This window comes from Yoonia sp. D2-7, assembly GCF_055809435.1.
Genome location: NZ_CM147912.1, coordinates 3,417,027 through 3,443,320, shown reverse-complemented (window position 1 = coordinate 3,443,320; position 26,294 = coordinate 3,417,027). Strand labels below are relative to the sequence as shown.

31 protein-coding genes are annotated in these 26,294 nt (G+C 55.0%); 14 read left to right on the top strand and 17 right to left on the bottom strand.

Annotation, left to right across the window (positions count from 1 at the left end; translation table 11 throughout):
- Positions 1–20 precede the first annotated feature (20 nt).
- The 6 genes from AC0L7R_RS17115 to AC0L7R_RS17090 all read right to left on the bottom strand — a co-directional run bounded on the left by AC0L7R_RS17115 (position 21) and on the right by AC0L7R_RS17090 (position 5,479).
- Entirely contained in the window at positions 21–242 is a 222-nt protein-coding gene (locus AC0L7R_RS17115; protein WP_247128599.1) for a hypothetical protein, read from the bottom strand.
- Positions 242–1,015: an ATP-binding cassette domain-containing protein gene (locus AC0L7R_RS17110; RefSeq protein ID WP_247128598.1), complete on the bottom strand. Its 774-nt coding sequence runs from the start codon at positions 1,013–1,015 to the stop codon at positions 242–244. The genes AC0L7R_RS17115 and AC0L7R_RS17110 overlap by 1 nt, the downstream gene beginning before the upstream one ends.
- Before the next feature lie 18 nt (positions 1,016–1,033).
- Complete coding sequence (locus AC0L7R_RS17105; RefSeq protein ID WP_473658054.1) at positions 1,034–2,116, bottom strand: ABC transporter permease subunit; 1,083 nt, start codon at positions 2,114–2,116, stop codon at positions 1,034–1,036.
- A 100-nt stretch (positions 2,117–2,216) separates the two neighbouring features.
- A complete protein-coding gene (locus AC0L7R_RS17100; protein ID WP_473658053.1) occupies positions 2,217–3,155 on the bottom strand; it encodes a substrate-binding domain-containing protein in 939 nt (312 codons plus the stop codon).
- 83 nt (positions 3,156–3,238) lie between these two features.
- Complete coding sequence (locus AC0L7R_RS17095; protein ID WP_473658052.1) at positions 3,239–4,048, bottom strand: TIM barrel protein; 810 nt, start codon at positions 4,046–4,048, stop codon at positions 3,239–3,241.
- 234 nt (positions 4,049–4,282) lie between these two features.
- Positions 4,283–5,479 (bottom strand): Coenzyme F420 hydrogenase/dehydrogenase, beta subunit C-terminal domain, encoded by a 1,197-nt coding sequence (locus tag AC0L7R_RS17090; protein ID WP_473658051.1) that lies wholly within the window; start codon positions 5,477–5,479, stop codon positions 4,283–4,285.
- Between the two features lie 103 nt (positions 5,480–5,582).
- Here AC0L7R_RS17090 and AC0L7R_RS17085 point away from each other — a divergent pair, with 103 nt between their 5' ends.
- The 3 genes from AC0L7R_RS17085 (at position 5,583) to AC0L7R_RS17075 (ending at position 8,464) form a co-directional block, all read left to right on the top strand.
- On the top strand, positions 5,583–6,200 hold the full coding sequence (locus tag AC0L7R_RS17085) for an aspartate/glutamate racemase family protein (protein WP_473658050.1): 618 nt from the start codon (positions 5,583–5,585) through the stop codon (positions 6,198–6,200).
- A complete protein-coding gene (locus AC0L7R_RS17080) occupies positions 6,197–7,375 on the top strand; it encodes an MFS transporter (RefSeq protein ID WP_348106638.1) in 1,179 nt (392 codons plus the stop codon). The genes AC0L7R_RS17085 and AC0L7R_RS17080 overlap by 4 nt, the downstream gene beginning before the upstream one ends.
- A 66-nt stretch (positions 7,376–7,441) precedes the next feature.
- The gene (locus AC0L7R_RS17075) at positions 7,442–8,464 is read left to right on the top strand and encodes an aspartate-semialdehyde dehydrogenase (protein WP_348106637.1); all 1,023 of its coding nucleotides are present in this window, start codon (positions 7,442–7,444) and stop codon (positions 8,462–8,464) included.
- Positions 8,465–8,520: 56 nt separating this feature from the next.
- Here the strand turns inward: AC0L7R_RS17075 and AC0L7R_RS17070 are convergent, their stop codons facing one another.
- Positions 8,521–9,051 (bottom strand): redoxin domain-containing protein, encoded by a 531-nt coding sequence (locus AC0L7R_RS17070; protein ID WP_473658049.1) that lies wholly within the window; start codon positions 9,049–9,051, stop codon positions 8,521–8,523.
- Positions 9,052–9,224: 173 nt separating this feature from the next.
- On the opposite strand from AC0L7R_RS17070, the gene AC0L7R_RS17065 reads away from it, so the two are divergent.
- The 5 genes from AC0L7R_RS17065 to AC0L7R_RS17045 all read left to right on the top strand — a co-directional run bounded on the left by AC0L7R_RS17065 (position 9,225) and on the right by AC0L7R_RS17045 (position 13,769).
- The gene (locus AC0L7R_RS17065; RefSeq protein ID WP_473658047.1) at positions 9,225–9,971 is read left to right on the top strand and encodes a TSUP family transporter; all 747 of its coding nucleotides are present in this window, start codon (positions 9,225–9,227) and stop codon (positions 9,969–9,971) included.
- Between the two features lie 57 nt (positions 9,972–10,028).
- Positions 10,029–11,138: a serine/threonine protein kinase gene (locus AC0L7R_RS17060; protein ID WP_473658046.1), complete on the top strand. Its 1,110-nt coding sequence runs from the start codon at positions 10,029–10,031 to the stop codon at positions 11,136–11,138.
- A gap of 318 nt (positions 11,139–11,456) precedes the next feature.
- Positions 11,457–11,906 (top strand): hypothetical protein, encoded by a 450-nt coding sequence (locus tag AC0L7R_RS17055; RefSeq protein WP_473658045.1) that lies wholly within the window; start codon positions 11,457–11,459, stop codon positions 11,904–11,906.
- A 54-nt stretch (positions 11,907–11,960) separates the two neighbouring features.
- Positions 11,961–12,170, top strand: coding sequence for a hypothetical protein (locus AC0L7R_RS17050; protein WP_473658044.1), 210 nt, complete (start codon positions 11,961–11,963; stop codon positions 12,168–12,170).
- Between the two features lie 285 nt (positions 12,171–12,455).
- Positions 12,456–13,769 carry a LysM peptidoglycan-binding domain-containing protein gene (locus AC0L7R_RS17045; protein WP_473658043.1) on the top strand — a complete coding sequence of 438 codons (1,314 nt, stop codon included), beginning with the start codon at positions 12,456–12,458 and terminating at the stop codon, positions 13,767–13,769.
- 73 nt (positions 13,770–13,842) lie between these two features.
- Here the strand turns inward: AC0L7R_RS17045 and AC0L7R_RS17040 are convergent, their stop codons facing one another.
- Together AC0L7R_RS17040 and AC0L7R_RS17035 are read right to left on the bottom strand one after the other, a co-directional pair.
- On the bottom strand, positions 13,843–14,151 hold the full coding sequence (locus AC0L7R_RS17040; RefSeq protein WP_247128584.1) for a P-II family nitrogen regulator: 309 nt from the start codon (positions 14,149–14,151) through the stop codon (positions 13,843–13,845).
- A 1-nt stretch (position 14,152) separates the two neighbouring features.
- Positions 14,153–15,130, bottom strand: a complete 978-nt coding sequence (locus tag AC0L7R_RS17035; protein ID WP_473658042.1) for a sodium-dependent bicarbonate transport family permease — start codon at positions 15,128–15,130, stop codon at positions 14,153–14,155.
- Between the two features lie 202 nt (positions 15,131–15,332).
- Between AC0L7R_RS17035 and AC0L7R_RS17030 the strand changes: the two genes are divergently transcribed.
- Complete coding sequence (locus AC0L7R_RS17030) at positions 15,333–16,343, top strand: type 2 periplasmic-binding domain-containing protein (protein WP_247128582.1); 1,011 nt, start codon at positions 15,333–15,335, stop codon at positions 16,341–16,343.
- An 80-nt stretch (positions 16,344–16,423) separates the two neighbouring features.
- On the opposite strand, the gene AC0L7R_RS17025 is transcribed toward AC0L7R_RS17030, so the two are convergent.
- The gene (locus tag AC0L7R_RS17025; RefSeq protein ID WP_348109846.1) at positions 16,424–17,068 is read right to left on the bottom strand and encodes a carbonic anhydrase; all 645 of its coding nucleotides are present in this window, start codon (positions 17,066–17,068) and stop codon (positions 16,424–16,426) included.
- A 210-nt stretch (positions 17,069–17,278) separates the two neighbouring features.
- Here AC0L7R_RS17025 and AC0L7R_RS17020 point away from each other — a divergent pair, with 210 nt between their 5' ends.
- The 3 genes from AC0L7R_RS17020 (at position 17,279) to AC0L7R_RS17010 (ending at position 19,918) form a co-directional block, all read left to right on the top strand.
- On the top strand, positions 17,279–17,617 hold the full coding sequence (locus AC0L7R_RS17020) for a hypothetical protein (RefSeq protein ID WP_473658041.1): 339 nt from the start codon (positions 17,279–17,281) through the stop codon (positions 17,615–17,617).
- A gap of 97 nt (positions 17,618–17,714) precedes the next feature.
- Entirely contained in the window at positions 17,715–19,094 is a 1,380-nt protein-coding gene (locus AC0L7R_RS17015; protein ID WP_473658040.1) for a leucyl aminopeptidase family protein, read from the top strand.
- Positions 19,091–19,918 (top strand): NlpC/P60 family protein, encoded by an 828-nt coding sequence (locus AC0L7R_RS17010; protein ID WP_473658039.1) that lies wholly within the window; start codon positions 19,091–19,093, stop codon positions 19,916–19,918. The genes AC0L7R_RS17015 and AC0L7R_RS17010 overlap by 4 nt, the downstream gene beginning before the upstream one ends.
- 25 nt (positions 19,919–19,943) lie before the next feature.
- On the opposite strand, the gene AC0L7R_RS17005 is transcribed toward AC0L7R_RS17010, so the two are convergent.
- From AC0L7R_RS17005 to AC0L7R_RS16990, 4 genes are all read right to left on the bottom strand, one after another.
- Entirely contained in the window at positions 19,944–20,276 is a 333-nt protein-coding gene (locus AC0L7R_RS17005) for a DUF2794 domain-containing protein (RefSeq protein WP_247128577.1), read from the bottom strand.
- Between the two features lie 250 nt (positions 20,277–20,526).
- Complete coding sequence (locus AC0L7R_RS17000; protein ID WP_348109854.1) at positions 20,527–20,823, bottom strand: I78 family peptidase inhibitor; 297 nt, start codon at positions 20,821–20,823, stop codon at positions 20,527–20,529.
- On the bottom strand, positions 20,814–21,110 hold the full coding sequence (locus AC0L7R_RS16995; protein WP_473658037.1) for an I78 family peptidase inhibitor: 297 nt from the start codon (positions 21,108–21,110) through the stop codon (positions 20,814–20,816). The genes AC0L7R_RS17000 and AC0L7R_RS16995 overlap by 10 nt, the downstream gene beginning before the upstream one ends.
- Entirely contained in the window at positions 21,101–21,376 is a 276-nt protein-coding gene (locus tag AC0L7R_RS16990; RefSeq protein ID WP_473658036.1) for an I78 family peptidase inhibitor, read from the bottom strand. Before AC0L7R_RS16990 ends, AC0L7R_RS16995 begins: the two co-directional genes overlap by 10 nt.
- A gap of 124 nt (positions 21,377–21,500) precedes the next feature.
- On the opposite strand from AC0L7R_RS16990, the gene AC0L7R_RS16985 reads away from it, so the two are divergent.
- Positions 21,501–22,613 carry an S-(hydroxymethyl)glutathione dehydrogenase/class III alcohol dehydrogenase gene (locus tag AC0L7R_RS16985; RefSeq protein ID WP_473658035.1) on the top strand — a complete coding sequence of 371 codons (1,113 nt, stop codon included), beginning with the start codon at positions 21,501–21,503 and terminating at the stop codon, positions 22,611–22,613.
- Between the two features lie 44 nt (positions 22,614–22,657).
- Here the strand turns inward: AC0L7R_RS16985 and AC0L7R_RS16980 are convergent, their stop codons facing one another.
- Positions 22,658–23,293 carry a TetR/AcrR family transcriptional regulator C-terminal domain-containing protein gene (locus AC0L7R_RS16980; RefSeq protein ID WP_473658034.1) on the bottom strand — a complete coding sequence of 212 codons (636 nt, stop codon included), beginning with the start codon at positions 23,291–23,293 and terminating at the stop codon, positions 22,658–22,660.
- A 125-nt stretch (positions 23,294–23,418) separates the two neighbouring features.
- Here AC0L7R_RS16980 and mbfA point away from each other — a divergent pair, with 125 nt between their 5' ends.
- On the top strand, positions 23,419–24,396 hold the full coding sequence (gene mbfA / locus AC0L7R_RS16975; protein ID WP_473658033.1) for an iron exporter MbfA: 978 nt from the start codon (positions 23,419–23,421) through the stop codon (positions 24,394–24,396).
- A 68-nt stretch (positions 24,397–24,464) separates the two neighbouring features.
- Here mbfA and AC0L7R_RS16970 read toward each other — a convergent pair whose 3' ends face one another.
- Both AC0L7R_RS16970 and AC0L7R_RS16965 read right to left on the bottom strand, forming a co-directional pair.
- The gene (locus tag AC0L7R_RS16970; RefSeq protein ID WP_473658032.1) at positions 24,465–25,043 is read right to left on the bottom strand and encodes a GNAT family N-acetyltransferase; all 579 of its coding nucleotides are present in this window, start codon (positions 25,041–25,043) and stop codon (positions 24,465–24,467) included.
- 11 nt (positions 25,044–25,054) lie between these two features.
- Positions 25,055–26,272: a molybdenum cofactor synthesis domain-containing protein gene (locus AC0L7R_RS16965; protein WP_473658031.1), complete on the bottom strand. Its 1,218-nt coding sequence runs from the start codon at positions 26,270–26,272 to the stop codon at positions 25,055–25,057.
- Positions 26,273–26,294: the final 22 nt, after the last annotated feature.

The following is a 26,294-nucleotide window of genomic DNA, read 5'->3' as shown; positions in this document are numbered from 1 at the left end:
TTGGAACCCCCTTTAACCACTTAATCGTTCTGACGAGGTTCTTTAGCGGGGTCTGCGATGGCCGCATAGTCGATTGTTGCAAATCGCTGGCCGCAGATCACGGAAAGTCCGATAAAGAATATCGCCCAAAAGGTATTCCCGCCTGCGATCTCGACCAGCCCCCAGACAAAACACACGATGACCACGGCCACCCGTATCCAAACAGGTTTGAAAAACGGGTGGGCGAGATCAAAAAGTTTCATCAGGCGACGCCTTCGTATTCGGCGCCGGTTTTAGCACCCGTGATATAGGACACCACATCATTGCCGTCCGTCTCTTTGACGTTCAGGTTGGCGCAGATGCGGCCACGGCGGAATACGATGATCCGGTCCACAAGGTCAAACACCTGCCGCATGTTGTGCGACACAAGGATCAGGCTTTCGCCCTGTTCCTTGAGCGTGCGCACGATGTTTTCCACCTGTGCGGTCTCTTGCACACCCAAGGCAGCCGTAGGTTCGTCCATGATCGTCAGCTTGGATGCGAACGTCGCTGTGCGGGCAATCGCCACACATTGACGCTGACCACCGGACATGTTGGCGATGGTGTTCTTGATGTTGGGAATCTTTACGCCGGTTTTCACCAGCCCTTTCATCGTGTCTTCTTTCATCGCTTTGTAGTCCAGCAGACGGAACGGGCCGAGCCAGTCGAACTTCGTCTTTTCACGGCCAAGGAACAGGTTGTCCGGCACGTTCAGGTCATCGGCCAAAGCCAATGTTTGGAACACGGTTTCGATCCCTGCTTCACGGGCATCAAGAGGTCCAGCAAAGCTGACGGGTTGGCCGTCAAAGATGACTTCCCCGCGCGTGCGTTGTTCAACCCCAGTGATCTGACGCACGAAGGTGGATTTGCCCGCCCCGTTGTCGCCCATGATCGCCACGTGTTCACCGCGTTTCAGTTGAAAATCGGCGTCTTCCAAGGCGTGCACACCACCGTAGTGTTTGGTCAGCCCTTTGGTTTCCAGAATGTAATCTGACATTGTTCAGGTCCTCCCGTCTTATGCCCGCGACGCGGCGCGTTGTTGTTGCCATTGGTCCAGTGCAACCGCACTGACGATGATGATACCCAGTACCATTTCTTGGTAAAACGCGCCGAGTTTGAGGAACGTGAAGCCCGATGTAATCACACCAATGATCAGCGCACCAATCACCGTCCCGATGATCGACCCGCGTCCCCCAAACAGGGACACGCCACCGATCACGGCCATGGCGATCGCTTCGAGTTCATAGGTTAGACCCATGCCGGATTGCGCTGTCAGGTTCTTGGATGTCAGGATGACAGCGGCCAAACCAGCCAACATACCAGCGATGATGTAAACCAGCACCAGATGGCGTGGGACATTGATGCCGGACATGCGTGCGGCTTGTTCGTTTGATCCAATCGCGTAGGTGTGTTTGCCGTAGACGGTGTAGTTCATGATGAAGTGGAACAGCACAGCCAGCGATAGGAAGATAATCACGGGCATCATGCCCGCGCCGATCTTCGCATAGCTTTCCGTCGGGAAAGACACAGGGTTACCGCGTGACCACCACTGCGCCACGCCGCGTGCGAACAGCATCATGCCAAGCGTTGCGATGAATGGGGGGATGCGGGCAAAGGCCACGAGAAGGCCGTTGATGCATCCCGCAATCAGCCCGACACCAAGCCCCACGATGACGGGGATCAGCCAAGGGAGATCAAGCGCCCATTCGCCAAAAATCGCCTTTGGGTTTGGTGCGCCGTTGACTTCGGCGACTTGTGCGAAGCTCATCGCGATCATGGCCGTTGCACCAACGACAGATCCGGATGACAGATCAATGCCAGCCGTGATGATCACTTGAGTCACACCAAGGGCGATAATGCCAATGATGGCCACTTGGACGATGATGATCCGCAAGCGTTGTTCGTTGAAAATGGTGTCAAAACGGTCGCGTGTATCAAACAACAGGCTTTGACCGTTCATATAAGGGAGAACTTGGCCCAGCACTTCGAAGATAATGATAATGAGGATCAACGCGCCAAAGACGTTCAGTTCGTTAGGCCATTGCCGTTTGGATTTGTCGAAGGTCAGGCCGCCTGTCCCGTCGCTATTGTCTGACATCTGTCAGCTCCCCTTAAAAATGTAGGTGGGTGGTCGTTTGATGTGGGGCAGCGCTGGGCCGCCCCACATGGTCATTCTGTCCGTTGTAAGTCGATTAGACTTACTGGAAGTCAGCCAGGTTTTCAGGTGTCACCAGCTTGAATGGGATGAAGACTGTCTTGTCGACATCTTCGCCGTTGGCCAGCGCCATAGCTGTTTCGATGGAACCAGCGCCTTGACCTGCAAGGTCTTGGAATACTGTAACGTCCATGTCGCCAGCGGACATCGCCAGCAGCGCGTCGGAAGTCGCGTCAACACCACCAACGACAACGTCGTCCATGGAAATGCCGGCGGCTTTCATTGCCTGAATAGCACCAAGTGCCATTTCATCGTTGTTGCCGAAGACAGCGTCAAACTCATCACCGGATGATATCCAGTTTGTCATCAGGTCATTCGCTTCGTCGCGGGACCAGTTTGCTGTCTGCTCATCCACGATTGTGATGAAGTTACACATGTCCATGCCGATCACGTCATGGAAATCTTTGGTCCGCTGAACAGCAGCTTGGTTAGACAGCTGACCAACCAGAACATATGCAGCCGCACCGCCTGCTTTGCCTTCAGCGCGCAGCTGACGGCACATTTGGAACGCGGCCAATGTGCCGGATTCGATTTCATTGGATGCAACGAACGCCTGACCGTCTGGCAGTGTGTCCATGTTGATCGGCTGGCGGTTGACGTAAACCAGTGGAACGCCAGCGGATGCCGCTGCGTTTGACATCGCTTCAGTTGCGTTTGTGTCAACTGCGTTCACGATGATCGCATCAACGCCGGACGCGATGAAGTTGTTGATCTGGTCAAGCTGCTTGGCCACATCATCAGTCGCGTCTTCAACCTGCAATGCGACGTCGTCGCTTGCTTCGTCAAATGCTGTCATGCCGTTCCGCATCACGGTCAGACCGTTGTCGTCGAAACGTGCGACGGACACACCGATTTGCATTTCAGCAATTGCTGTCGTGCCCATCAGGGTTGTCAGGCCAGCGGCCAAAAGTACTTTTTTCATTGTTTTCCTCCCAAGGAATGTGCCCGGCGCACATGATTCAAAAACCGGGGCCCTGTAGTTCAGGGCGTTGAGTTCATCCCCCCTCATGCGGCTTGCGCCGAAAGGTTTGAGGTGATGAATGCGATAGACTTTGCCAGCGCTGTGGCGGGGTCTGTCATGGCGTGAATATCTGGGGCAAAGCATTCGAATGATGCGGGCCCTGCGTAGCCTTGTGACTGTAAGGCTTTCAATTGAATGACGTTGCCAAGCCGATCTTCGGCATCAACCAAAACGCGGTGGGCATCCGTCATGTCTTGCGTTTTTGGCGCAGGATCAATGATGCCGGAGATATGAACCAATCCGGTGAGGTTAGCGTGAAAAGCGGTATCACCTGACAAATGATGGTGGAACGTATCATGGACGATCTTGAAACAGGTCGGATTGCCTATTTCAGCCAGTACAAGCGCCACATCATCCTTGTGTCGCAGTGTGCTGGTCTCAAAGCCAAGCGGTTCGATGAACCCGATCAGGTTCATATCGGTCAGTATCGGTTGAAAGATGTGTAGCGCGTTCCGCAACGCGTCCCGCTGCTGAGTGCGATCAACGATGCCGCTAGCTACGGCTGGGATCAATGCGACACCATGTGCGCCACACGCTTGCGCCGTTTCCATAAGGCTTTTTGCGGCGGCTACCTTGGTTTCGGGCGCGTCGTTAAACGCTTTCACTTCAGCCAAAGCAAGAATGTCGATCCGCAGATCAGCCGCCAAATCCTTGATGTGGTTCGCTGATGTGCCTTCAAAGAGTGGACGGTTCAAATCATTGCGAAATTCGACGCCCACGCAGCCCACTGCGGCCGCCAGTCCAAGCACGTCCTGCGCCGACAATGTCGGAACCGTCATGTGATTGAGCGCCATTGGCAACATCTGAAAAGGACTCCCCCGGATTTCGTATCACCACTGTAGGCATGGGGTTTTCATTTTGCAACCGGTTGCATTAATGGGTGCAATAATTCGATCAAAGCGTTGAAAATGTTAAGTTAAAATTGATATTTTTGTTTCAAAGAAGCGGAGAAACGTCTCTTGAGGGATTCGCAAATCATTCTGTGCGGGGTGTGTGTGCGACTCGGTTCCCGTTTTAGGTCGCTGTCATCATTTTTCGTCGTCGGACCGCGTCAGGCCATATTTCGCGGCAAGCTTCCATACGTGGTCGGGGACCATGTTCTTCATTTTGGCTGGCTCTTCGCGACGCAAATGCAGGATCGTTTCAACAGCTTTCATTTCCAAACGTGCTTTGGCAAATTCGAGCCCCTTTGGCCCCAGCAACGGCATCAAGACCCCCATGATGGGACGCAACCAATTGGGCATGCGTCGCAACGGCAATCCACCTGCCGCAAGTTTCGTGTTCTCTAGAAAGCCTTTGACGGATGATGTGCGATTGCCTTTGGAACTGGGCGCCGTCAGCGATACCTCGTCGCCCAATCCGGCAAGCATTTCCGCACCACGATCATTGCGGACGATCACCCATTGGTCGCCCATACCGGCCATATATCCCACCGTGATATCCGACAGCCGGTTTGTATAATCGACACAGGTCTTGCAGGTCAGCGGGAAAAAGTCGCGCGGCAGATCGGACAGGGGCAGCTGTAGGAAAGGAATGTTGCGGATGGTGCCATCAGTAAAGCGCAGTTCAACATGGTAGTCTGCTTTGAATTCCAGATATGTGACGGTGTCGGGTTGATCCGTTAGCCTGCCAAGAAAGTCATGGAAATTCGCGGTTGTTGTGTTGTCCGAACATGGGGTGCCAATGACATAAATGCGGTCGAACCCCAGCTTTGCCTCAAGCGCACGCAACGCATAGATCTGACAGGGTATTCCGATCACCGCGATCCGCGCGTGTCCTGCTGCAATTGCCGGTTCGAGCAGCGCTAGAAGCGGCGCGTAGCCCATCCGCATCCCCCGCGCTTGTGCCATGTCCGCGGCTTGCGTGATCAACGCGGGTTGCGGTTTCCAGCGATCGTCAGGATCGGGCACCATGCAAAGCACCGCATCAACTGTTCCGGTTTCGAGTAACCGTTCGGCGAGCCGCGTTGTAAGGCCGGTCCATTGTGCGCCTTGGCGCGGGTTCTTCAGGGCGGCGCGATACATTTTCTGAGTTACCCCAAAGAAAACCTCGTCCCCTGACGACATCGCAGATCGCCCGTGTGTCTGTGTTTCAGCCAACGGATATGTGGGTTTGATGAATTGGCAAGCGGTGCCACACGCGCTTGGGTCCTTCATGCGAGACACGCCACAGTCGGTGCATAAGTTGCGTGGGGCAGGGTCAGCGAAGGACGGAGTTTCGATCATACTGTCAGCTTATCCTGACAGAAGCATGTGTCCAGCGTTTCCGCCTCTTGTTGCCCATCGAGCTGCATGTCAGACATCATCTGCCTGAGGGAGGGTCACCAAAATGCGTATTGCTTGTCTTCACACCGCGCAGGTTCACGTCGCAACATTTACAGATTTGTTCGCTGATAAAGCGCCCGATGCTCAGGTCATTCATGTAATCCGCGACGATCTTTTGGCGCAGGCTCAAGTCGGCGGCATCGCGATGGTCGAAGAGCCGTTCATGAACGCGGTCGCGGCACTGGATGAAGCGGATGCGATCCTGTGCACTTGTTCGACGCTGGGTCCGCTGGTGGATCAGCTGGGCAATCCGAAAGTGGTGCGGATTGATCGGCCTGTCATGAACGTGGCTGCGGACGTTGGTCCAAAACCGCTATTGGCGCTTTGTCTAGAAAGCACACGTGCCGCATCGCTGGACCTGTTGATGGAGGCGGGCGCAAATCTAACCCCGACCGTTCACCTTTGCGATGGCGCGTGGGCGTTTTTCAAAGCGGGCGATATGGCGGGGTTCGCCGATGCGATTGCAAGCTCTATTCGCGCCGTTGCTGCTGGCCATGATTGCGTTGTCTTGGGGCAAGCGTCGATGCGTGTTGCGGAGCCTGCATTGCGCGATCTTGGCATTCCGGTTCTTTCATCACCTGCGCTGGCCGTGGATCACACCATCGGAGTTGCGTTGTCATGAAGTTAGGCATTGCCGTATTGGTGCTGGCTTACGGCCTGTCCCAGTTTTACCGCGCGTTCTTGGCGGTTCTGGCACCTGATCTGCAGGTCGATATTGGCGCGATGCCGGATGATCTTGCGGCCGCATCCGGTGTTTGGTTCCTCGTCTTTGCGGCGATGCAAATCCCGATTGGGATTGCGCTGGATCGTGTCGGGCCAAAATTGACGGCTGTTGTGATGTTCGCGCTGGGCGCGGGCGGGGGCGCGTTTGTCTTTGCGATGGCCCAAAGCCCGATCCATGTGATCATTGCGATGGGTCTGATCGGCCTTGGTTGTGCGCCTGTTTTGATGGCCAGCTATTTCATTTTTGCGCGCACCTATTCGCCAGCTGTCTTTGCAACACTGGCGGGTGCGACAATCGGGATTGGATCGCTCGGCAATCTGGCTGGCGCGTCGCCGATGGCGTGGGCCGTCACGACATACGGCTGGCGCGAAACGATGCAGGGGCTTGGCATCGTGTCGCTATTGGTCGCTGCGCTGATCTGGGTCACGGTCAAGAACCCGCCGAAGGTCGAGACAGAGCATCGTGGATCGGTGTTTGATCTGCTGAAGATGCCGCAGCTTTGGCCGCTTTTCGCGCTGATGTTCGTGAACTATGCGCCTGCGGCTGGTCTGCGCGGTCTATGGGCGGGGCCGTATTTGCGTGATGTGTATGGGGCAGATGTCAGTCTGATCGGGCAGGTGACCTTTGTGATGGGCCTTGCCATGATCGCGGCGAGTTTCGCCTACGGTCCGTTAGAACGGCTATTTCGGACCCGCAAATGGGTCATCATTGCGGGCAACACGCTGAGCGTCGTGTCGCTTTTGATCCTGTCAATCGTCCCCGATCCCGGTGTTTGGGTATCCGCGGCGCTGTTGGCAATTATCGGGTTTGGCGGCAGCACGTTCCCGCTGTTGGTCGCCCATTCCAAGGCGTTCTTTCCAGCCCACCTGACAGGACGCGGTGTGACACTGGTCAACCTGTTCAGCATCGGCGGTGTTGGCGTTGCGCAATTCGCGACTGCGCCGCTGCATACTTATGGTGTCGGCATGGCAGGCGGGTTCACCACTGCATACGGCCTGATCTTCGCGTTCTTCCTTGTGACAGTCTTGTGTGGCTTGATCGCTTATTTCTTTGTGACCGATCGCACGGATTAGTGATCCCCCTTTCTTTTGCTGGACCTGCGCGGTAAAGGGGCGTCGGTTTAACCAAGGATAGGATCAATGGGTTACAAAATCGTCATCGTTGGCGCCACAGGTAATGTGGGTCACGAAATGCTCAATATCCTCGCGGAACGTCAGTTCCCTGTGGATGAAATTGAAGTACTGGCCAGCCGTAAATCGCTGGGCACGGAAGTGTCATTTGGCGACAAAACCCTGAAGACGAAAGACCTTGATACGTTTGACTTCACGGGCTGGGATATGGCGTTGTTCGCTGTCGGTTCTGAAGCGACAAAGAAATACGCGCCAGTAGCTGCGAAAGCGGGCTGCGTGGTCATCGATAACTCATCTCTGTACCGCTACGATCCGGACATTCCGCTGATCGTGCCAGAGGTGAACCCAGAGGCCGTGCACGACTATAAAAACAAGAACATCATCGCGAACCCGAACTGTTCGACCGCACAGATGGTTGTGGCGCTGAAGCCTTTGCATGACCGTGCAAAGATCAAACGCGTTGTTGTGTCCACGTACCAATCCGTATCTGGCGGCGGTAAAGCTGCGATTGATGCGCTGTGGGACGAGACAAAGTCGATCTACAACCCGACTGACAACAAGACCCAAGACGTGTTCACCAAGCAGATCGCGTTCAACGTGATCCCGCACATCGACGTGTTCATGGAAGACGGCACCACGAAAGAAGAGTGGAAGATGGTCGTTGAGACGAAGAAAATCGTCGACAAGAACATAAAGGTGACGGCGACCTGTGTGCGCGTGCCTGTATTCGTTGGCCATTCAGAATCGATCAACATCGAATTCGAAGAATTCCTCGACGAAGACGAAGCCCGCGACATCCTGCGCGAAGCACCGGGCATCATGGTCATCGATAAACGCGAAGACGGCGGTTATGTGACCCCGATCGAATGCGTCGGCGACTTCGCAACGTTCATTTCGCGCATCCGTCAGGACAGCACGATCGACAACGGCCTGAACCTGTGGTGCGTATCTGACAACCTGCGCAAGGGTGCCGCTTTGAACGCAGTACAGATCGCGGAGTTGCTGGGACGTGAGTGCCTGAAGAAGGGCTGAATTGCCTGAGAGATTGTAGAAAAGGCCTCGCAGGGATGCGGGGCCTTTTTGTTTGGTCAGCTGCTGTGTGTACCGCGGACGGGGTAGTCTTTTTCGCGGATAAATTTCAGTCCGCTCAAGATGCCTCCCAGTGCGGGTCGCGAGAATGGCGCGTTTGAAACGTCGACAATATGCAGATTGCCATCGCCACGAATCACGAATGTTGCGGGTTCTGCAAACGGGCGATCGGTTTCTTCAGGGCTGCGCGGGTCTGAGATATAGACGCCCAATTCTTGCATCTGCGCAATGCTGAGGTCGTAGGCCAGTTTGCCTTTGTACCCGATGTCGGCTGCTGATGCTTCGGCTTTTTCTTTTGGGTCGGCTGAAACGGCGATGACGTCCACGTTGATAGCTGCGAAATCATCCAGCATGCCGTTGAGCTCTGTCAGGTAGTTCTTGCAAATTGGACAGTGCTTGCCGCGATAGACAACCACCAGTTTCCAGTCCCCGTTGTCGGGATTTGGTTTGCCCAATGTTACGTTGTCGCCGTCAAGCGTTGCGACCGTCATGTCGGGGAAAGTCGTGTTGGGTGTCAGTGTCTTTGCCATGTCGTCGTCACCTTTTTATTTGCGGTTCAGACGGGGAACCATGACAAAGCCCATAGGTTCCGTGCCTGCCGGTCACATAAATGTGCGGCAACTGTTCAGCGCGAAACGCCGCTTGGAACCCGATGGCGAACCGCCTAGGGTCCGGCTGAATTTTGTTGGAAAGCCCCTGCACCATGTTCGCCTTTGACCAGTTCGCTTTTCTAATCGCTATCGTCTTTATCTTCGCGGGGTCTGTTAAAGGGCTGGTCGGGATCGGGATGCCGACGGTGTCGATTGGCATCATGAGCCAGTTCAGCCCGCCCCATTTTGCCATCGCGGTTGTCGTGTTTCCCATGCTGATCGCGAACATCTGGCAGGTGTACCGCACGGGCGTCGGCCTGGATACGTTGCGCCGGTATAAGGTGCTGGTCGCGTTTATGGTCGTATCCCTGATGATCACGACCTTTTTCACGGCCAAGGTGCCTCCTGATTTTCTGATCGGTGTGATTGGCGTCGCTATTGTGATCTTTGCGGTCACCAGCCTTGCCCGTACCCCGCCCGCGTTGCCGGATCATCGTGACGGGCTTGGTCAGGTGATCACGGGGATCGCTGCTGGTGTGCTGGGTGGCTTCACGAGCATTTGGTCGCCGCCTTTGGTCACCTATCTGATTGCCCGCCGCGTGGAGGCCGAGGAATTTGTCCGAGCCGCTGGCGTTTTGATCCTGATCGGGACCGTTCCGTTAATCGTGGGCTTTTGGCAAACCGGATTGCTGAACGGAGAAACTGCCCCGATGTCGATCATGATGATTGTGCCCACGTTGATTGGTTTCACAATCGGCGAGGCGATCCGCAGGCGTATGGACCCCGCGAAGTTCCGGCAGGTCATTTTGTGGGTCTTCCTGCTGATGGGGATTAACCTGCTACGGCGCGCTTTTTTCTAACGCTTGTCAGGCAAAAATTTTGTGACTACCCATTTTTGAAATGTTTGGGAGAACAAGATGCAAAAGACTGTCGTCAATAGCTGGAACGAATGGGACCCACTGAAACACGTGATCGTTGGCCGTGCTGATGATTGCCATATTCCGCCCGAAGAACCAGCCCTTGATGCGAAGGTCCCCGAAGACAGCGACATGCGCGGCCAATGGGGACGCCGTCCGCAGGAAACGATTGATCGGGCGAATGAACTGCTCAATAATTTTGCGGCGCAATTGCAGGCCCGTGGTATTCGTGTGGATCGCCCGACGAGCATTGATCATTCGCTGCCCGCGACGACGCCTGACTTCCACACAGATAGCCAGTTTGGCTGTATGCCGCCGCGTGACGTGCTGCTGACGGTCGGATCTGAAATGCTCGAGGCGACGATGTCGTATCGTTGCCGCTGGTTCGAATACCTAAACTATCGCCCGCTGATGCAGCGGTATTTCAATGAAGACCCGAATTTCCGCCATGAAAGCGCGCCAAAGCCGCGTTTGACGGATGCGGATTATCATCCCGATTATCTGAGCGATAAGATTGGCAACGCAAAGCGCCTGCAATGGGCCGCTGAGAAGTTCTTTGTCACCACCGAGGAAGAACCGTTGTTCGACGCTGCTGACGTGCTGCGATTTGGCCGCGATCTGGTTGTGCAGCACGGGTTCACAACGAACCTGAAAGGCATCGAATGGCTGCGGCGTCATTTCCCTGATCATCGCGTGCATACAGTTAATTTCCCCGGTGATCCCTATCCGATCCATATCGACGCGACTTTTACGCCGCTGCGCCCAGGATTGATCCTGAACAATCCGCAACGCCGTTTGCCGGAAGATCAACGCGCAATGTTTGAAAAGAACGGTTGGGAAATCCACGATGCGGCACAGCCCGCGCATAATACGCCGCCGCCGCTATGCTATTCATCAACGTGGCTTTCTATGAACGTGTTGGTGCTCGATCCGAAAACGGTCTGTGTTGAGAAATCAGAAGTCTATCAAGCTGAACAAATGGACAAGCTGGGTATGGAAGTTGTCGAAGTCGAATTGCGCGATGCCTATGCTTTTGGCGGCGGTCTGCACTGCTGTACGGCGGATGTGTATCGCGAAGGGAATTGCGAAGACTATTTTCCGAATATGTGAAGTCTGTTATGAATTTAAAAGCGAAGAGGCGGTGTGCAATTAGGCAGCCGCCTTTTCGTTGGCTGTATCAATTGATTTAGTTAATTTCATGTTAATAAAATATTAACGAATTGGTGAAAATGTATTATACATCGAAATGTGTTAACTATTATGGCGAAATATTGTCATTGTTTCCAATTCGGCAACAGCCCAGCTTTGTTAACTTTTTGCATTAAGCAAGAAAGATAAACAGTATCGGGAATCTAATCGATTCTGTTTCGATTCGATGCAATTTTGAGGCCGATGTGCGCTCATTTTGCGGGCAAAAGTTAACGAAAATTGGGCGATTCTGACAAAAACTGCCTATTTTTGCATTTTTTTAAAAATTGCCTTCTTATTGATTTTACGGTTTTTTTCTCATTTTTACGTTACGTCCGGGGAAATAGAAAAGTCACTTCCCATGAAATTCACTTTCGTTTTGCGAGATTAATTAATCAATCCGCAACTGGGGGCGATGAAATGAAACTGACGATAAGCAAAGGAGCTGCCACTCCTTTTCCTGAGATTGAAGGCGACTTTTTAGACCGACTGACGCGTAGTGCTGATGATATCATGCAAGATCGTGCCGACGAAAAGAAGCCAGCACGAAAAGCGCAAAACGTTAACGGACCTGTGTCTCGTACCAGCCGCGCAATCAAGTGCGTTGTGTCTCATACAGAGTACCAAATCACACCGCTATTGCGGTTGATCGTTTCCCACCGTGTTCCGAACGGCGCACGGACTGCCTAACACCAGAATTATACTACAAATCTCAAAACAGACGTTCACCAAAAAGGAAGAACCATGTTCAAAATTACTTTTGCCGCAATCGCTCTTTTGTCCACAACAGCCTGCATGGGGACAAGCAGTCAAACTGTTTCGACCAAAATGACAAGCCTCGTGGACGGCTGTCCGCATTACACCGGCGTTAGTCGTGAATATTCCCGTACCGCACCTGGCTTGCCTGTACGCTGTGGTCCGCAGTCCGAACTTCCGGTTACGTACCTTGATTGATCCTGATCGTGTTGCTGGCCTTGTTTGAGGCCAGCACCCGTTTGCTGAACACCGATGCCCTTGGCGGGGGCCTGCTTCGCTGGACGCTTATGTGATCTGCGTCGATGTGAGGGGCGGTGTGACGTAGAAAAGGGTAGTTCCCAACGGGAGCTACCCTTTTTCTTTTGGTTTCGAAATGTGCACAATGATATTAAAATTGCGCCATTGTTTCGACAAATTGATTTGGTCTTCTGATCTTGTAAACGCCGCTTTTTTCCGCGGCGCGTTAAGTTTTAGAGGTTCCAAATGAATAGTTTTATAAAAGGCGCAGTTGTCTGCGCAATTACTTTGCCGTCTTCGATTTCGGCGGCCACCCAAAGCAACGCAATCGATATCGCATGTGGCCAGACCTATACAGTTGTCAGTGGTGATACCCTAAGCGGTATTAGTCTGCGGGCCTACGGATCGCTGTTGTATCAACCAATCTACACCGCGAACGTCGATACCATCGGTGCAAACCCTGATATGATCTATATTGGTCAGAATTTCATGGTGCCGTGTCTGTCTGATGATGGAACTGTTGTGGCTGCTGTCGAGGATCAGTTGATCTTTACCTTTAACAAAGCATCCGCCCCGCCATTCATCATTAACAGCGGGATCGTTGATGCCTATCTCGCCGAAATTGCAGAGGTGACTGAAGGGCGCGTGACCTTCGTTGATCCAGAAGTTATGAACCGTGATCATGCAGCCCAGCTTGATCTGGTCACAAGCGGTGCGGTGGATGCGACATACGCCCTGAATTCACATTTGGCAGACAGCCACCCGTTACTGCAATTGTCGATGGAGCCGATGTTCGGTGGCTCCGCCGAACAGACTGCCGTGTCCATGTGGCGTTTGCACGAGGATTATTTGGCGAAAGCTGACTATTTCCCCGAAGCAGAGCTGCTTGGCTTTATCGCCTCGCCGGCTGCTCATATCTGGCGTGACGAAAGCATGCCGGTCGTGGCTGGTGAAGGCATTGCTGCGAAAAACGACTATGCGATCCCGTATTTTGACGGGCTGGATACACGTGGTCCTGCCGCAATGCGGGCCGAAGTCGCGGATTGGACCGCGACCTATGAAGCGACCCATGACAACGACCCGACGTTCTTCTTGGCACACGGCGCTGCGATTGCGCTTGGTATCTGGAACGAAGAATCGACCGTTTCTGTGATGGAAGTTGATAACGGCCTTTATACGCCAACGTTTTCGGTTGTGATGTCTAACGACGCATGGGTGCAAATTTCGGCTGAAGACCAGGCTGCAATCCGCGAAGTATCGGGCGAAGCGCTGGCCCATCGGTCTGCCGCGTGGGACGATTTCGACAACTCTTTCCGGTCGCGGATGTTGGACCTTGGTCTGAACTTCGCAAAAGCCGATAAAGCTTTGCTTGATGACCTTTGGTTGAGTTCTTTGACGGATCTGAATGCCTGGACACAAGCCGCGACAGATTTGGGTATCCCAGCGAACGAAGCGGTTAATGCCTACCTTGCCGATCTACGGTCGTTGGAAAACCGCCTGATGTACCGGTCTGACGAAACCTACGTGGACCAGCACCCGTTTGTGACTGGCGGTCTGTAGTCGCTTAAGAATGTAACCTAACGATTTAGAAAATAGCGAACGGGCCGTGCATATTGCGCGGCCCGATTGCGTATCAGAACCGTTCTGCGCGTAGCACTTGCGCGTCGGTCACGGATACAACGCCAATATGGGGTTCAACCACTGCGAATGCGGCTTCTAGTAGGCCGTCGAGCCGTTCTGGTTTAATCAGGCACACCACGTTCACCATGCCCGATCTGCCGACTTGGCCGTCGCGGGTCCACTGTCCGGATCGGCCTGATCCACCGATCACTGGCATGATCGTGTAGCCTGTCACCCCTGCGGTGTTTAAAGCGTCGGTTAGGCGGCTTTCCAGCGGGGCTTCGATGACGATAGATACCCGTTTAGCGTCGTGCATTTCCATATCAGGCTCCGGTCATTGCTTGGGCAATCGCGAGGTAGATCGGAATGCCGAGTGTCAGGTTGAAGGGGAACGTTACCCCGAGCGACAGTGTCAGGTACACCGCTGGGTTCGCTTGTGGCAACGCCACCCGCATCGCGGCAGGCACGGCGATGTAGCTGGCAGAGGCGGCGAGCACCATCATCAGAACGATCCCGCCCAGCGACAGACCAATCAACATTCCCAGTGCCAGTCCGATGATGCTACCGACAAGCGGCATGGCGATGCCGAAGGCGACCATCGGTAGTGTCACGACCCCTTTGGCTTGGCGCAGTCCGCGCCCCGCGATCAGGCCCATGTCGAGCAAGAACAGGCACAGCACGCCTTTGAATGGGTTCACGATAAAGGATTCAATCTCGGCAAGTCCTTTTTCGCCCGTCACCGCGCCGATCGCGAAGGCACCGACAAGCAAGACGATGGATCCGTTCAGCATGATTTCCCGCATCAATCCGGGCGCCATTTTGCCGCCTGATCCGGATCGGGCGACCAACCACAAGGCGGACAGGATCGCCGGGGCTTCCATCGCGGCGGCGACTGCGACCATGTAACCTTCGGCGTCGATCATTTTGCCTTCAAGGACGGATGTAGCGGCCACAAAGGTCACGATCGAAATTGACCCGTAGTGCGCGGCGACAGCGGCCGCGTCCGTCGCATCGAGTTTGGTCAATATTTTCAGCAGAGCGAAGGCGACGAATGGCAAGCCGAACGACAGAACGATACCTGCCGCGACTGCCGACAACAGCGTGCCATCCACACCGTGGGCTGCAACCGATGCGCCACCTTTGAAGCCGATGGCGAACAAAAGGTAGATCGACATGCCTTTGGCCACGGCTTCGGGGATTGTCAGGTCGGATCGGGCAAGTGCTGCAGCAAGACCAAGCGCAAAGCTAAGAATAATTGGCGAAATCAGGTTCGCGGCGGCAAGATCGAAAATGTCGGTCATGTCGGTCCTTATGCAGTTTTAGCTTACTTAGCGTTACGTCCAGATGCTGCAAGTGCAGAATTCCGAGAAAAGCGAAGCCAACCTGCGGAATTCCGCAGTCTGGCAGGCAATCGGTGCGCGGATTTCTTCATGAATGCGATGGTGGCGCTGCTGTAGCCTCTTTTTTGAGCAGAAAATAGATAATGCCGGGAGGAGATACAATATGACCAGAAGCCTAATCGCGACAGCCGCCACGATCCTTTGCGTGAGTACACAAATCGCAGGAGCCGCCGAATGGGACGTTTCGCTGTGGGGGGAACGTCGTGCCTTTACTGAGCACGTCGAAAAGTTGGCTGAACTGGTTGCCGAGAAGACGAACAACGAATTTAGGCTGAATATTTCCTACGGTGGCTTGGCGCCTAGTCGCGAAAATTTGGATGGAATTTCAAAGGGTAGCTTTGAAATGGCGCAGTTCTGCGCAGGATATCATCCGGAAAAGAACCCAACGATCACAGTGCTTGAGCTGCCGTTTTTGGGGGTTACATCGCTCGAACAGGAGATCGCGCTTTCGTTGGCTGTTTATCGTGACCCGATCACCCAAATCGATATGTCACGCTGGAACGCGACCCTTTTGATGCCGTCGCCGTTGCCACAGTACAATATCATGGGCGCTGGAAACCTGCCGTCTTCCCTGTCCGATTTCACGGGATTAACCGTCCGCGCAACAGGCGGTGTCGGCAAAGCGATCGAAGCGCTCGGCGGTGAATTGGTGTCCATTCCGGCCCCGGAAGTTCAAGCGGCAATGGCATCGGGTGAAGTTCGCGCCGTCAGTTTTGCACCGCATGCCCATATGGCATTTGGCACCGTTGATCAGGGGTCATGGTGGACCAGCAATTTGAACCCCGGAACTGTGAATTGCCCGGTTGTGGTGAACACGAAAGCGTTGAGCGCCCTGAACGAAGCACACCGCGATGCGCTGATGTCATCCGTGGATGAGGCGCTTGATCATTATGTTGCGTATTACGAAGGGGCCACAATGGACGCGTGGGGTCCGGCATTGGCTGAAAACGAAATTGCGGTGCTGACATTGCGCGACGATATCATTGCATCAATCAAAGACGAGGTCGCGACACCTGCGGCGCAGGCGTGGATCGAAGAATACTCAGCCCGCGGTTTGCCGGCTCAACAGCTTTACGAAAAGGTCATTGCGATCATTGAGGGCACTGAAAACTAAAGCGCCGTTTGCCACCCGCCCCAAACTTGCGCAAAGCGTTTGGGGCGGGTGCATTTCGTGTAAAGTCGACTGACTAATGATCAGATCGCGTGATAGCCGTTTTCGAGATCGAATTCTTCCAGTGTGCCTTCGCCGATGTCGTTCCACAGCCCATGAAGCGACAGGCGTTCGCCTTCTACCGCGTCCTTGACGAACGGGAAGGTCATCAGGTTTTCAAGCGACACCAGCACGGATTCTTTTTCCAGTGCCGTCAGCCGTTCTTCGTCAGTTCCATTAGGCAAACGGTCATAGCCGGGGCGCAAAATGTCCATCCAGCGGCCAACAAAGCTAGTCTTTTCTTCCAGCTCCGGCGCGTTGCCTGAACACATGTGGTAGCAGCCAGCGACCCCGCCACAGGTCGAATGACCCATGACGATCAGGTGCGAGACCTTAAGGGAATTCACAGCGTATTCGATTGCTGCAGACGTCCCGTGATAGTCACCGTCTGGGTTGTAGGGTGGCACAAGGTTGGCCACGTTCCGGTGAATAAAGAATTCGCCTGAATCTGCCCCAAAGATTGACGTCACATGGACCCGACTGTCGCAGCAGGAAATGACCATCGCACGCGGATGCTGCCCGTCTTCCGCCAAATGCTTGTACCAGCTTTTGTTCTCTGTGTAGGTCGTGGCTTTCCAACCTTGGTAGCGCTTGGCCAGATAGGCGGGTAGGGGGCGGCGGTATGGCATTGTGGTACTCCCGAAAAGTTCCTTGGCTGATATGTCGAATTTGCTCGGATTTCGAGAGGTTTTTGAACCTTTTCAATTGTCCGGATCAACACTTCGGATACCAACGTACGCTATAACAAGGGTATGACTTATCACAGCCCCCTTCTGGCACCGCCGCCAGCCCGCCCCGCTGCCCGCATCGCTGTCTTGCGATGTGAGGAACAGTTTACGATGGATCCTGCCCCTTTACGCACGTTGTTCGCCGCATTGCCTGATCATGAGGCCGAAGATATCGTTTGCCGCGCTTTGGAAGATATCGCTGCCAAACTGGACTATCTGCAGAATGGCCGCACAACGGGCGCGTTTTCGGAAATTTGCGCCCCTGCCAAGCGTTTAGCTGCCGTTGCCGAACAGATTGGCCTGACCGAAGTTGCTTTGGTTGCGCGGCACACATCTAACGCGGCTGAAATGCAGTGCGGTGTGGCGCTTGGTGCGACTTTGGCCCGCCTCGAACGCGCGTTTGATGCGGCAGTCAGCCATGTTTGGGATTTCCGCCACTATTCCCACTGATCCGGTCCAGAGGTTCCCTGCGGTTCCGTCACGATCATCCTTGCAGCCCTGACCTGTGTTGCTAGTCTGGCGCAAAATGCCCGAAATAGGATGAGATATGTCGCTGACGTTTGCCCCGGACGATGCAGAAAGCATCCCTCTTTACGTAATTTCTTCTGAAAATTTGGACGCTATTCCCGCCGAAGCACGCGCTTGGGCGGATACCAACGCTTTTGTCGGCAGCTTGGGGCAGACCTTAGTCGTGCCTAGTGCGGATGGTGCGATTGCCTGTGCGCTGGTTGGATTTGGGACTGCGAGAGCTCGCGCGCGTGGTCGGTTCCAAATTGCGGAAGCCGCGACAAAGCTGCCTGTCGCAACTTATCACATTGCCGCTGGTCTGGATGGATTAGCGTTGGAAGAAGCTGCGCTTGGTTGGCTTTTGGCGGGATATTCGTTTGACCGGTACGTCAAGCCGTCGAAACCAATCGCTCAATTGAAAGCACCCGAAGGTGTTGATGCGGCGCGGCTGGAAATCATTGCGGCGGGCGAGGCATTGACCCGCGATCTGATCAACACGCCAACCGCCGACATGGGCCCCGGTGATCTGGAGGCCGCGACACGTGCGTTGGCTGATGAGCATAGTGCGTTGCTGCATGTGACCACGGGTGATGATCTGCTCGAACAGAATTTTCCCATGATCCATACCGTTGGCCGTGCCGTTGGTCCCGACCCACATCGCGCCCCGCGCCTTATGGACATGACATGGGGTGATGATGGTCCGACACTGACATTGGTCGGGAAAGGCGTGTGTTTTGACACTGGCGGTCTGAATATCAAACCGGGTGCATCTATGGGACTGATGAAAAAGGACATGGGCGGTTCCGCGACTGTGCTTGGCCTCGCGCATATGATCATGGCGCTTAAACTGCCGCTGCGGTTGCGGGTGCTGATCCCTGCCGTCGAAAACAGCATTGATGGCACAGCGTTCCGGCCACAGGACATTTTGACGTCTCGCAAAGGTTTGACCGTCGAGATCAATAACACCGACGCCGAAGGGCGGCTGGTGCTGGCTGACGCGCTTGCGCTCGCGGATGAAGCGACACCTGATCTGGTGATTTCTATGGCGACGTTGACCGGCGCTGCGCGTGTGGCGGTTGGCCCTGACATTTCGCCGTACTTCACCAACGAGATGAAATGCGTCCAAGCGCTTGAAACTGCTGCGATTGATGTGGCTGATCCGGTCTGGCGGTTGCCGTTCCACGAACCTTACGAATCCATGATCGAACCGGGGATTGCTGATCTGGACAACGCGCCCAAAGGGGGATTTGCGGGAACGATCACGGCGGCGCTGTTCCTGCGCCGTTTCGTTGAAGCGCCTTACATGCATTTTGATGTCTACGGCTGGCAGCCTGTCGCGCAACCAGCCCGTCCGAAGGGCGGCGTTGGCATGGGCGCGCGCGCGATCCTTGCGGCATTGCCTGCGATGCTTAACCTGTGACGGACCGCCGGATCACACCTGCAAACGGACGCGTCGCGGCGCGCCATTTGCAGGGCATCGTCGCCGCTGAAAAATACGTTGACGGCACGCCAATGCGAGTCACGCGCCCTATCGTTGATCTTTGCGCAAAGCCTGCGGGAAAACGGGATCGTCAGCTGTTGCTAGGGGCGGGCGTGACTGTGTTTGAAACCCACGACGGGTGGTCATTCATTCAATCAGATGCGGATGGATACGTAGGCTATGTGCCCAGCGATACGCTTGACGACACCAAAGCGCCCACGTTTCGGATCGCGACGGCGGCGACCCATGCTTACGAGACCGAAAGCTTCAAATCAGCCGACCTGATGCGCCTGACTTTCGGGGCGCAGGTCACGGTCATTGATGAGCGCCCCAAGATGTACGAGACGCCACAGGGCTTCATTCCGAAAAAGCATTTGCGCCCGCTTGATCGGCCATTCGCCGATCCTGTCACAGTCGCACAGCTATATTTTGGAACACCTTACCTGTGGGGTGGCAATAGCACCGCAGGTGTCGATTGTTCGGGGCTGGTGCAAGCCGGTCTACAGGCCTGTGGTCATTTCTGTCCGGGCGATAGTGATATGCAGCAAGCGGAACTGGGGCAAGATATCGCGCCCGACGCGCCGCTACAGCGCGGTGATCTGATGTTTTGGAAAGGTCATGTTGGTATCATGGTCGATGCGGATGTGTTGTTGCATGCTAATGCGCACCACATGGCGACGGCCTATGAACCCATCACAGCCGCAACTATTCGGATCAAGGCGCAAGGCGATGGAGATATCACTGCGCGGAAACGGATCGTTTAGGCGCCATCGTTGCTACGCTGACCGATCAATCGACGATGCGGATCAATTTCCGTTCAAGCACCCGCAGCACGGATTTCAGGTCATTCCCGCGCTTCAGCACCTGACCGTCGATGCCGATCAGCACATATTGACCCTGCTTCATCCGCAATTTGGGGCGCTTTTCAATCCGGTAGATCGGGTTTTCAGCGGTCCGCTTGAAGACGGAAAAAACGGCGAAATCTCGCAGGGATGATATTCCGTAATCCCGCCATTCGCCTGCGGCCACCATCCGACCGTAAAGCGACATGATCACGGATAATTCGGTGCGGTGAAAAGCGACCTGTTCGGGCAGCGGGCGGTGGAGTGATGTCAAAGTCATAGGGATCATTTTGGGGCAACAGGGCAAGGAATCAAGGCTTTTACCCACAACGCCCCAATCTTGCCCCAAAATGAACGGTACAATGCCTTGGACCGAACGACATGCTGCCACTTGCAAACGTCAAACCAGTACTCAGCAAAGTGCTACTCCGGTGCTGCATTCGATAGCCCCCACCCAGTGTGCGGCACCGGAGACTTTGTGAACTTTCCCACACATCAAACCACATGCCGACGCATTAGACTGATGGTTTTTAGCCGCAGATGATCCGGCGGATCGTGTTGTTCGCACCGATCTCGAACCCAAGCCGGTCGGGGTGGTATTCTTGGCTTGCCACAGTGCCGGGGCGGATGATCCGAATTTCGCCAGGCCGGAAACCGCGTTCCAGAACAAAAGCATCTTGCCCGATGATCCCGCTATACCGCGCGGCCCCGCAAGTATCGTCAAGACCGGTCGGGATCGGATTGGCGACCGGAGGTTCAATGATGGGGGTCGCAGGGATGCAAGCTGTGCAAAGGGTGCCAAACAAGGCCAAAATAGTTAACCGCATGTGATTGTCCGGATGCGTTCATCCGCTCCAATATAAAAGTTGATACGTTCAGGTCGCAGATCTTCGGTCACGGCGTCACCCGGTCTGATGACGCGGACTTGGCGCAGGATCAGGACGCGTTCAAGCGCTGTTGCGTCTTGGCCAACCAGATAGCCGAAGGGTGTGGCCCCACATGTATCTGCTGCCCCGACGGGGACCGGATCAACCGTAGGTGCGACAATGGCTGGGGGGCGGGTGCTGCATGCCGCGAGGGCGCAAAGTGCTACAACGACAACAGTTACCCGCATGACAGACCAATAATCATGCCATCTGCGTTGGTTTCGATATTCAACCGACCGGGCACGTAATCTGTGGTGACAACGGTGTCAGGCCCTACGACCCTGTCATTCAGATCGGCAGGCAGTGTCACAGCAGCGATGTTCGATCCAAGCAATGCGGTATGGCCTTGCGCACCACACGGGTCGGTTTCGTCGACAGGCGCGTTGCCTGATGTACCTGCGCAACCGCCGAGAACAACAGCGGCAAAAGCGGAAAGAAGAACATATTTTTTCATGAATGCACTTTGCCGTGTCGTGGTTTGTCTTGGCAAGCCCTGAACGCTGTCTGATTGCACCCTTGAAAGAGGATGTTTTTGCCCGCAAGACTGACATGAGACACATTATAGAAAGGTCACGCCCATGCGTACTCGTGCAGCTGTCGCCGTAGCGGCCGGAAAACCCCTTGAGATTATGGAGGTCAATCTTGAAGACCCGCGTGCGGGTGAAGTTTTGGTCGAGATCAAGGCAACGGGTCTATGTCACACGGATGAATTTACCCGGTCTGGCGACGACCCCGAAGGTATTTTCCCTGCGATCCTAGGCCATGAAGGCGCAGGCGTTGTGATAGAAGTTGGTGAAGGTGTGACATCGCTGGAAGTCGGCGATCACGTGATCCCGCTGTACACGCCAGAATGTCGCGAATGCGAATACTGCCTGAACCCGAAGACAAACCTGTGCCAGAAAATCCGGTCGACGCAGGGTGCTGGGCTTCTACCCGACGGATCGACACGCTTTTCCATGCTCGATGGCACGCCGATCCATCACTACATGGGCTGTTCCACCTTCGCGAACCACACTGTTGTGCCTGAAATTGCGCTCGCGAAGGTCCGTAAAGACGCCCCGTTTGATAAGATTTGTTATATCGGTTGCGGTGTGACGACGGGGATCGGCGCTGTGATCAACACGGCGAAAGTCGAGATCGGATCGACCGGTATTGTCTTTGGTTTGGGGGGCATTGGTCTGAACGTGATCCAAGGTCTACGCCTTGCGGGCGCGGATCAGATTGTTGGTGTCGATCTGAATGATGGCAAGGTCGAGATGGCGACGCATTTCGGCATGACCGACTTTGTGAACCCTTCGAAAGTCGAAGGTGATCTGGTTGCCCATTTGGTCGAACTGACTGGCGGTGGTGCGGATTATACCTTTGATGCCACGGGCAATGTCGGCGTGATGCGCACAGCATTGGAAGCGGCCCACAAAGGCTGGGGTGAAAGCATCATCATCGGCGTGGCCCCTGCGGGTGCAGAAATTTCCACACGGCCATTCCAGTTGGTCACAGGTCGCAGCTGGCGCGGGACCGCGTTTGGTGGCGCATCTGGCCGGACGGACGTGCCGAAGATCGTGGATTGGTACATGGACGGCAAGATCGAGATTGATCCGATGATCACGCACAAACTGTCATTGGATGAAATTAATCATGGATTTGATTTGATGCACGAAGGCAAATCTATTCGGGCCGTTGTTGAATTCTAAACCACCCAAATGAACACGAGAGGGGTCGCGCTTTGCGGCCCCTATTACGTTTTTGCGGGGTTTGTCCCGTAACAGGCCATGAACATGGCCACGGCGCCATCGACGACACGGTCAATCTCGGCCTGTGAAAATGTCCGGTCCATGCTGAAGACAATGCGCGGGAATAGGTCTGCTTTGCAAAGCTCCGCGAATTGGTCTGCCGCCAAAGGCACATCTGCGATCTGTAGATCGCCACGCAGGGTCGCATCGGTCAAATAATCAACGATCCGTGAGCGCACCATCATGGGGCCGCTTTCGTAGAATTCTTGTCCAAGTTCGGGAAAACGGTCACTTTCACCAACACAAATCCGAAAGATGCGCAGTCCGAAATCCGACGTGAGAAAGTGGACCATTTGCAGCGCTATGTCGTGCAGAACTTCCCGCACAGGGCTGTCCATGTCGATGGTCGCGATCGCGCCTTCAGCTTGGCGTTGGCATTCGGCCCGTGCGACTTCCATGAACAACAGGCGTTTGTCGGGAAAGTAGCTGTACAGCGTCGCCTTAGACACCTGAGCCGTTTTGGCAATGTCATCAACGCTGGCCCCTTCAAAGCCGTCAGCCATAAAGACTTTACGCGCGCCTTCTAGAACTTGCGCAAATTTGCGACCTTTTTTAATTGTGGGCAGGGTGCCGTCGGGCATGGTGTATTGCTTTCATAGGGGGGTGAGGGGAATATAAACTATTCAGTTCACTTTGGGCAAGTGCGCGCGCCTTGCCCCCTGCGGAACTTTGCCTATATTAGAATCATTCTAAATTGAGGTCTGCCATGATTCCCGGATTTGCCCATCGTCGTCAGTTCAAAGATTTGTCTGAACAGGAAATACTAGCGCTCGCCATATCATCCGAAGAAGATGATGCCCGCATTTACCGCCAATATGCACAGGCATTGCGCGAGGATTATCCGGCGTCGGCTGCGGTATTTGACGGCATGGCTGTTGAGGAAGACGGTCACCGCCAGCGTTTGATTGATCTGCACCAAGCGCGGTTTGGCGATATGATCCCGTTGATCCGCCGCGAACATGTGGCAGGTTACTATGCCCGTCGCCCCGTTTGGTTGATCGAGAACCTGTCGCTGGACCGTGTCCGCAGCGAAGCGTCGCAAATGGAAAGCGACGCCCAGCGGTTTTATGAAACGGCTGCCGCCCGTGTGACCGATGCCGCCACCCGTAAGTTGTTGGGTGATCTGGCGGCTGCGGAAGCGGGACATGCCGATTTGGCCGGTGATCTTGCCGAAACCCATCTGGGTGCTGATGCTAAAAGCCAAGAAGATGATGCGGCCCATCGCCAGTTTGTGCTGACATGGGTCCAACCCGGCCTTGCAGGTCTGATGGATGGGTCAGTGTCGACCTTGGCCCCGATTTTTGCCGTGGCATTTGCGACGCAGGATACATGGACGACTTTTCTCGTCGGGCTGGCCGCATCTGTCGGCGCGGGTATTTCGATGGGCTTTACTGAAGCCGCATCTGATGATGGTCAAATCTCTGGCCGTGGATCGCCGTACAAGCGCGGCGTCGCTGCGGGTGTCATGACCACCATCGGCGGGCTAGGCCATGCGTTGCCGTATCTGATCGCAGATTTCTGGACCGCGACGATCATTGCCTTGATTGTGGTGTTCGTTGAGCTTTGGGCGATTGCATGGATTCAGAACAAATACATGCAGACGCCGTTTGTGAAGGCGGTCTTTCAGGTCGTTCTGGGCGGTGCGTTGGTCTTTGCAGCAGGTGCTTTGATCGGGTCGGGCTAAGTATTTTTCTGCGAAAAATGTGAGGGCGCTGCCCTCACACTCCCGAGATATTTACGACCAAAAGAAGATCAGAGCGCCTTGATCATCGTGGTCGCGCTGCGGAACTTGAACACGTGACGTAATGGGCCGAGGTGGCTGGTTTTCAGTTTTGTAAAACCGTGGCGTTCGTAAAGCGATTTGGCGCGGGGGTTGGTGTCGATGACATCAAGGCGCAGTTCCGGATATCCGCGATCGCGTCCTTCTTGCATAATGGTGTGCAACAGGGCGCTACCGATCCCTTGACCGCGGGCGGCGGCGTCCACGAAAATACCGTCCATAAGGAAGCGTTTGTTTTCGACATCGCGGTCAAGCAGTGCAAGCAGAGCTGCCCGCCAGATCGCCCCGATGTGGCCATAGATCGCGACTAGATCGCTGTAATCGCCGCCGACGAAGGCACCATCATAGGTTTTGAATCCGACGACTCCTAACAATTGGCCATCATCATCGGTTGCACAGATCGCGTGGTTCGGGTCCATGACGCGCTGAATGAACTGGAGCGCCTTGTCGCGTGGCCCCATCGTCATCCCGAGCTTCTGTCCGAAGGCGTCCCAATAAAGCGCCGCGGCGTGTGCTTCGGCCCCATCGGGGATGCCTGCCTGAGTGCGCATTTTTTGATGCCCTACAAACCCATTTCAGTAAAAGGCATGTAGGTAACAGGCGTGCCCGGTTCAATGGACATGGCATGATCGGGCAGGGCCACAAGACCGGTCGCCCAGCTTAACCCAGAGACACGGCCCGATCCTTCGGACCCGAAGATTTCAACCTCGCCTTGGCGGGTCAGGCGCGCGCGCAGGTATTCCTGACGCCCTGCTTTTTTAGTTTTGGTGAATGCAGCTGGCAATTTGTAGCAGATCGGTTCTGCCCAGCCCGCGCCCGCCAAGACGGACAATGCAGGTCGTGCAAAGATCATTGCGCAAACGGCGGCCGCAACGGGATTACCCGGTAGGCCAAAAACAGGGGTTTTGTCCCAAATGCCAAGCGCCAAGGGGCGACCTGGTTTGATTGCCATCCGCCACAGTGCCAATGATCCGGTATTGGCCAGCAGAGCAGATATGTGGTCTTCGTCACCGGCGGATGCACCGCCGGATGTCAGAATGACGTCGCAATCTTGTGCGGCTTGATCCAGCGTATTCTTGATTGTGTCGCGGTCATCACCAGCGATGCCAAGGTCGATCAGATCGTAGCCCCACGCCTTGATAGCGGCGCATAGCATCGGGCGATTGGCATCATAGATCTTGCCAGGTCGTGCCATTGTGCCAGGTTCAATTAATTCATCTCCGGTCGACAAAACGCCCACACGCAGTCGTTTGCGCACATTCAGTCGACCAACACCCGCAGAAGCGAGGGTCGCCAAATCGCACGGCGACAGCTTGCGGCGCCCTTGGAAAATCGTGGCGCCCTTCGCCATGTCTTCGCCCGCCTGCCGCGCATTCGCGCCGGTTTTTAAAGGCCCGTGAAAGGCTATGGCGTCTGCGCTGCTGGTGACGTCTTCTTGCAGGATGATGGTGTCAGTTCCTGCAGGTACATCCGCGCCCGTCAGAATGCGAACGGCGTGGCCGGACGGGACCGTGCCTGCGAAGGGATCGCCAGCGGCGGCGCGCCCTGCGACGAGCGGGAGTTCATGCGCCCCGTCGGAAATTGGCCCCTTGAACGCATACCCATCAACAGCGGCGTTTGTGACTGGCGGATGGGCACGTAGCGCAATGGCAGGTCCGGCCAAAATACGATCTGTACCTTCGGCCAGCGGTATACCCTCTGCCCCGCAGACCGGGTGCAATTTTGCGCGCAAATGGGCCAGCGCATCAGACACAGGTGTCCAATGAGCGCCTTGCGGCATTGCGAAACAATCGTTCCGCAGA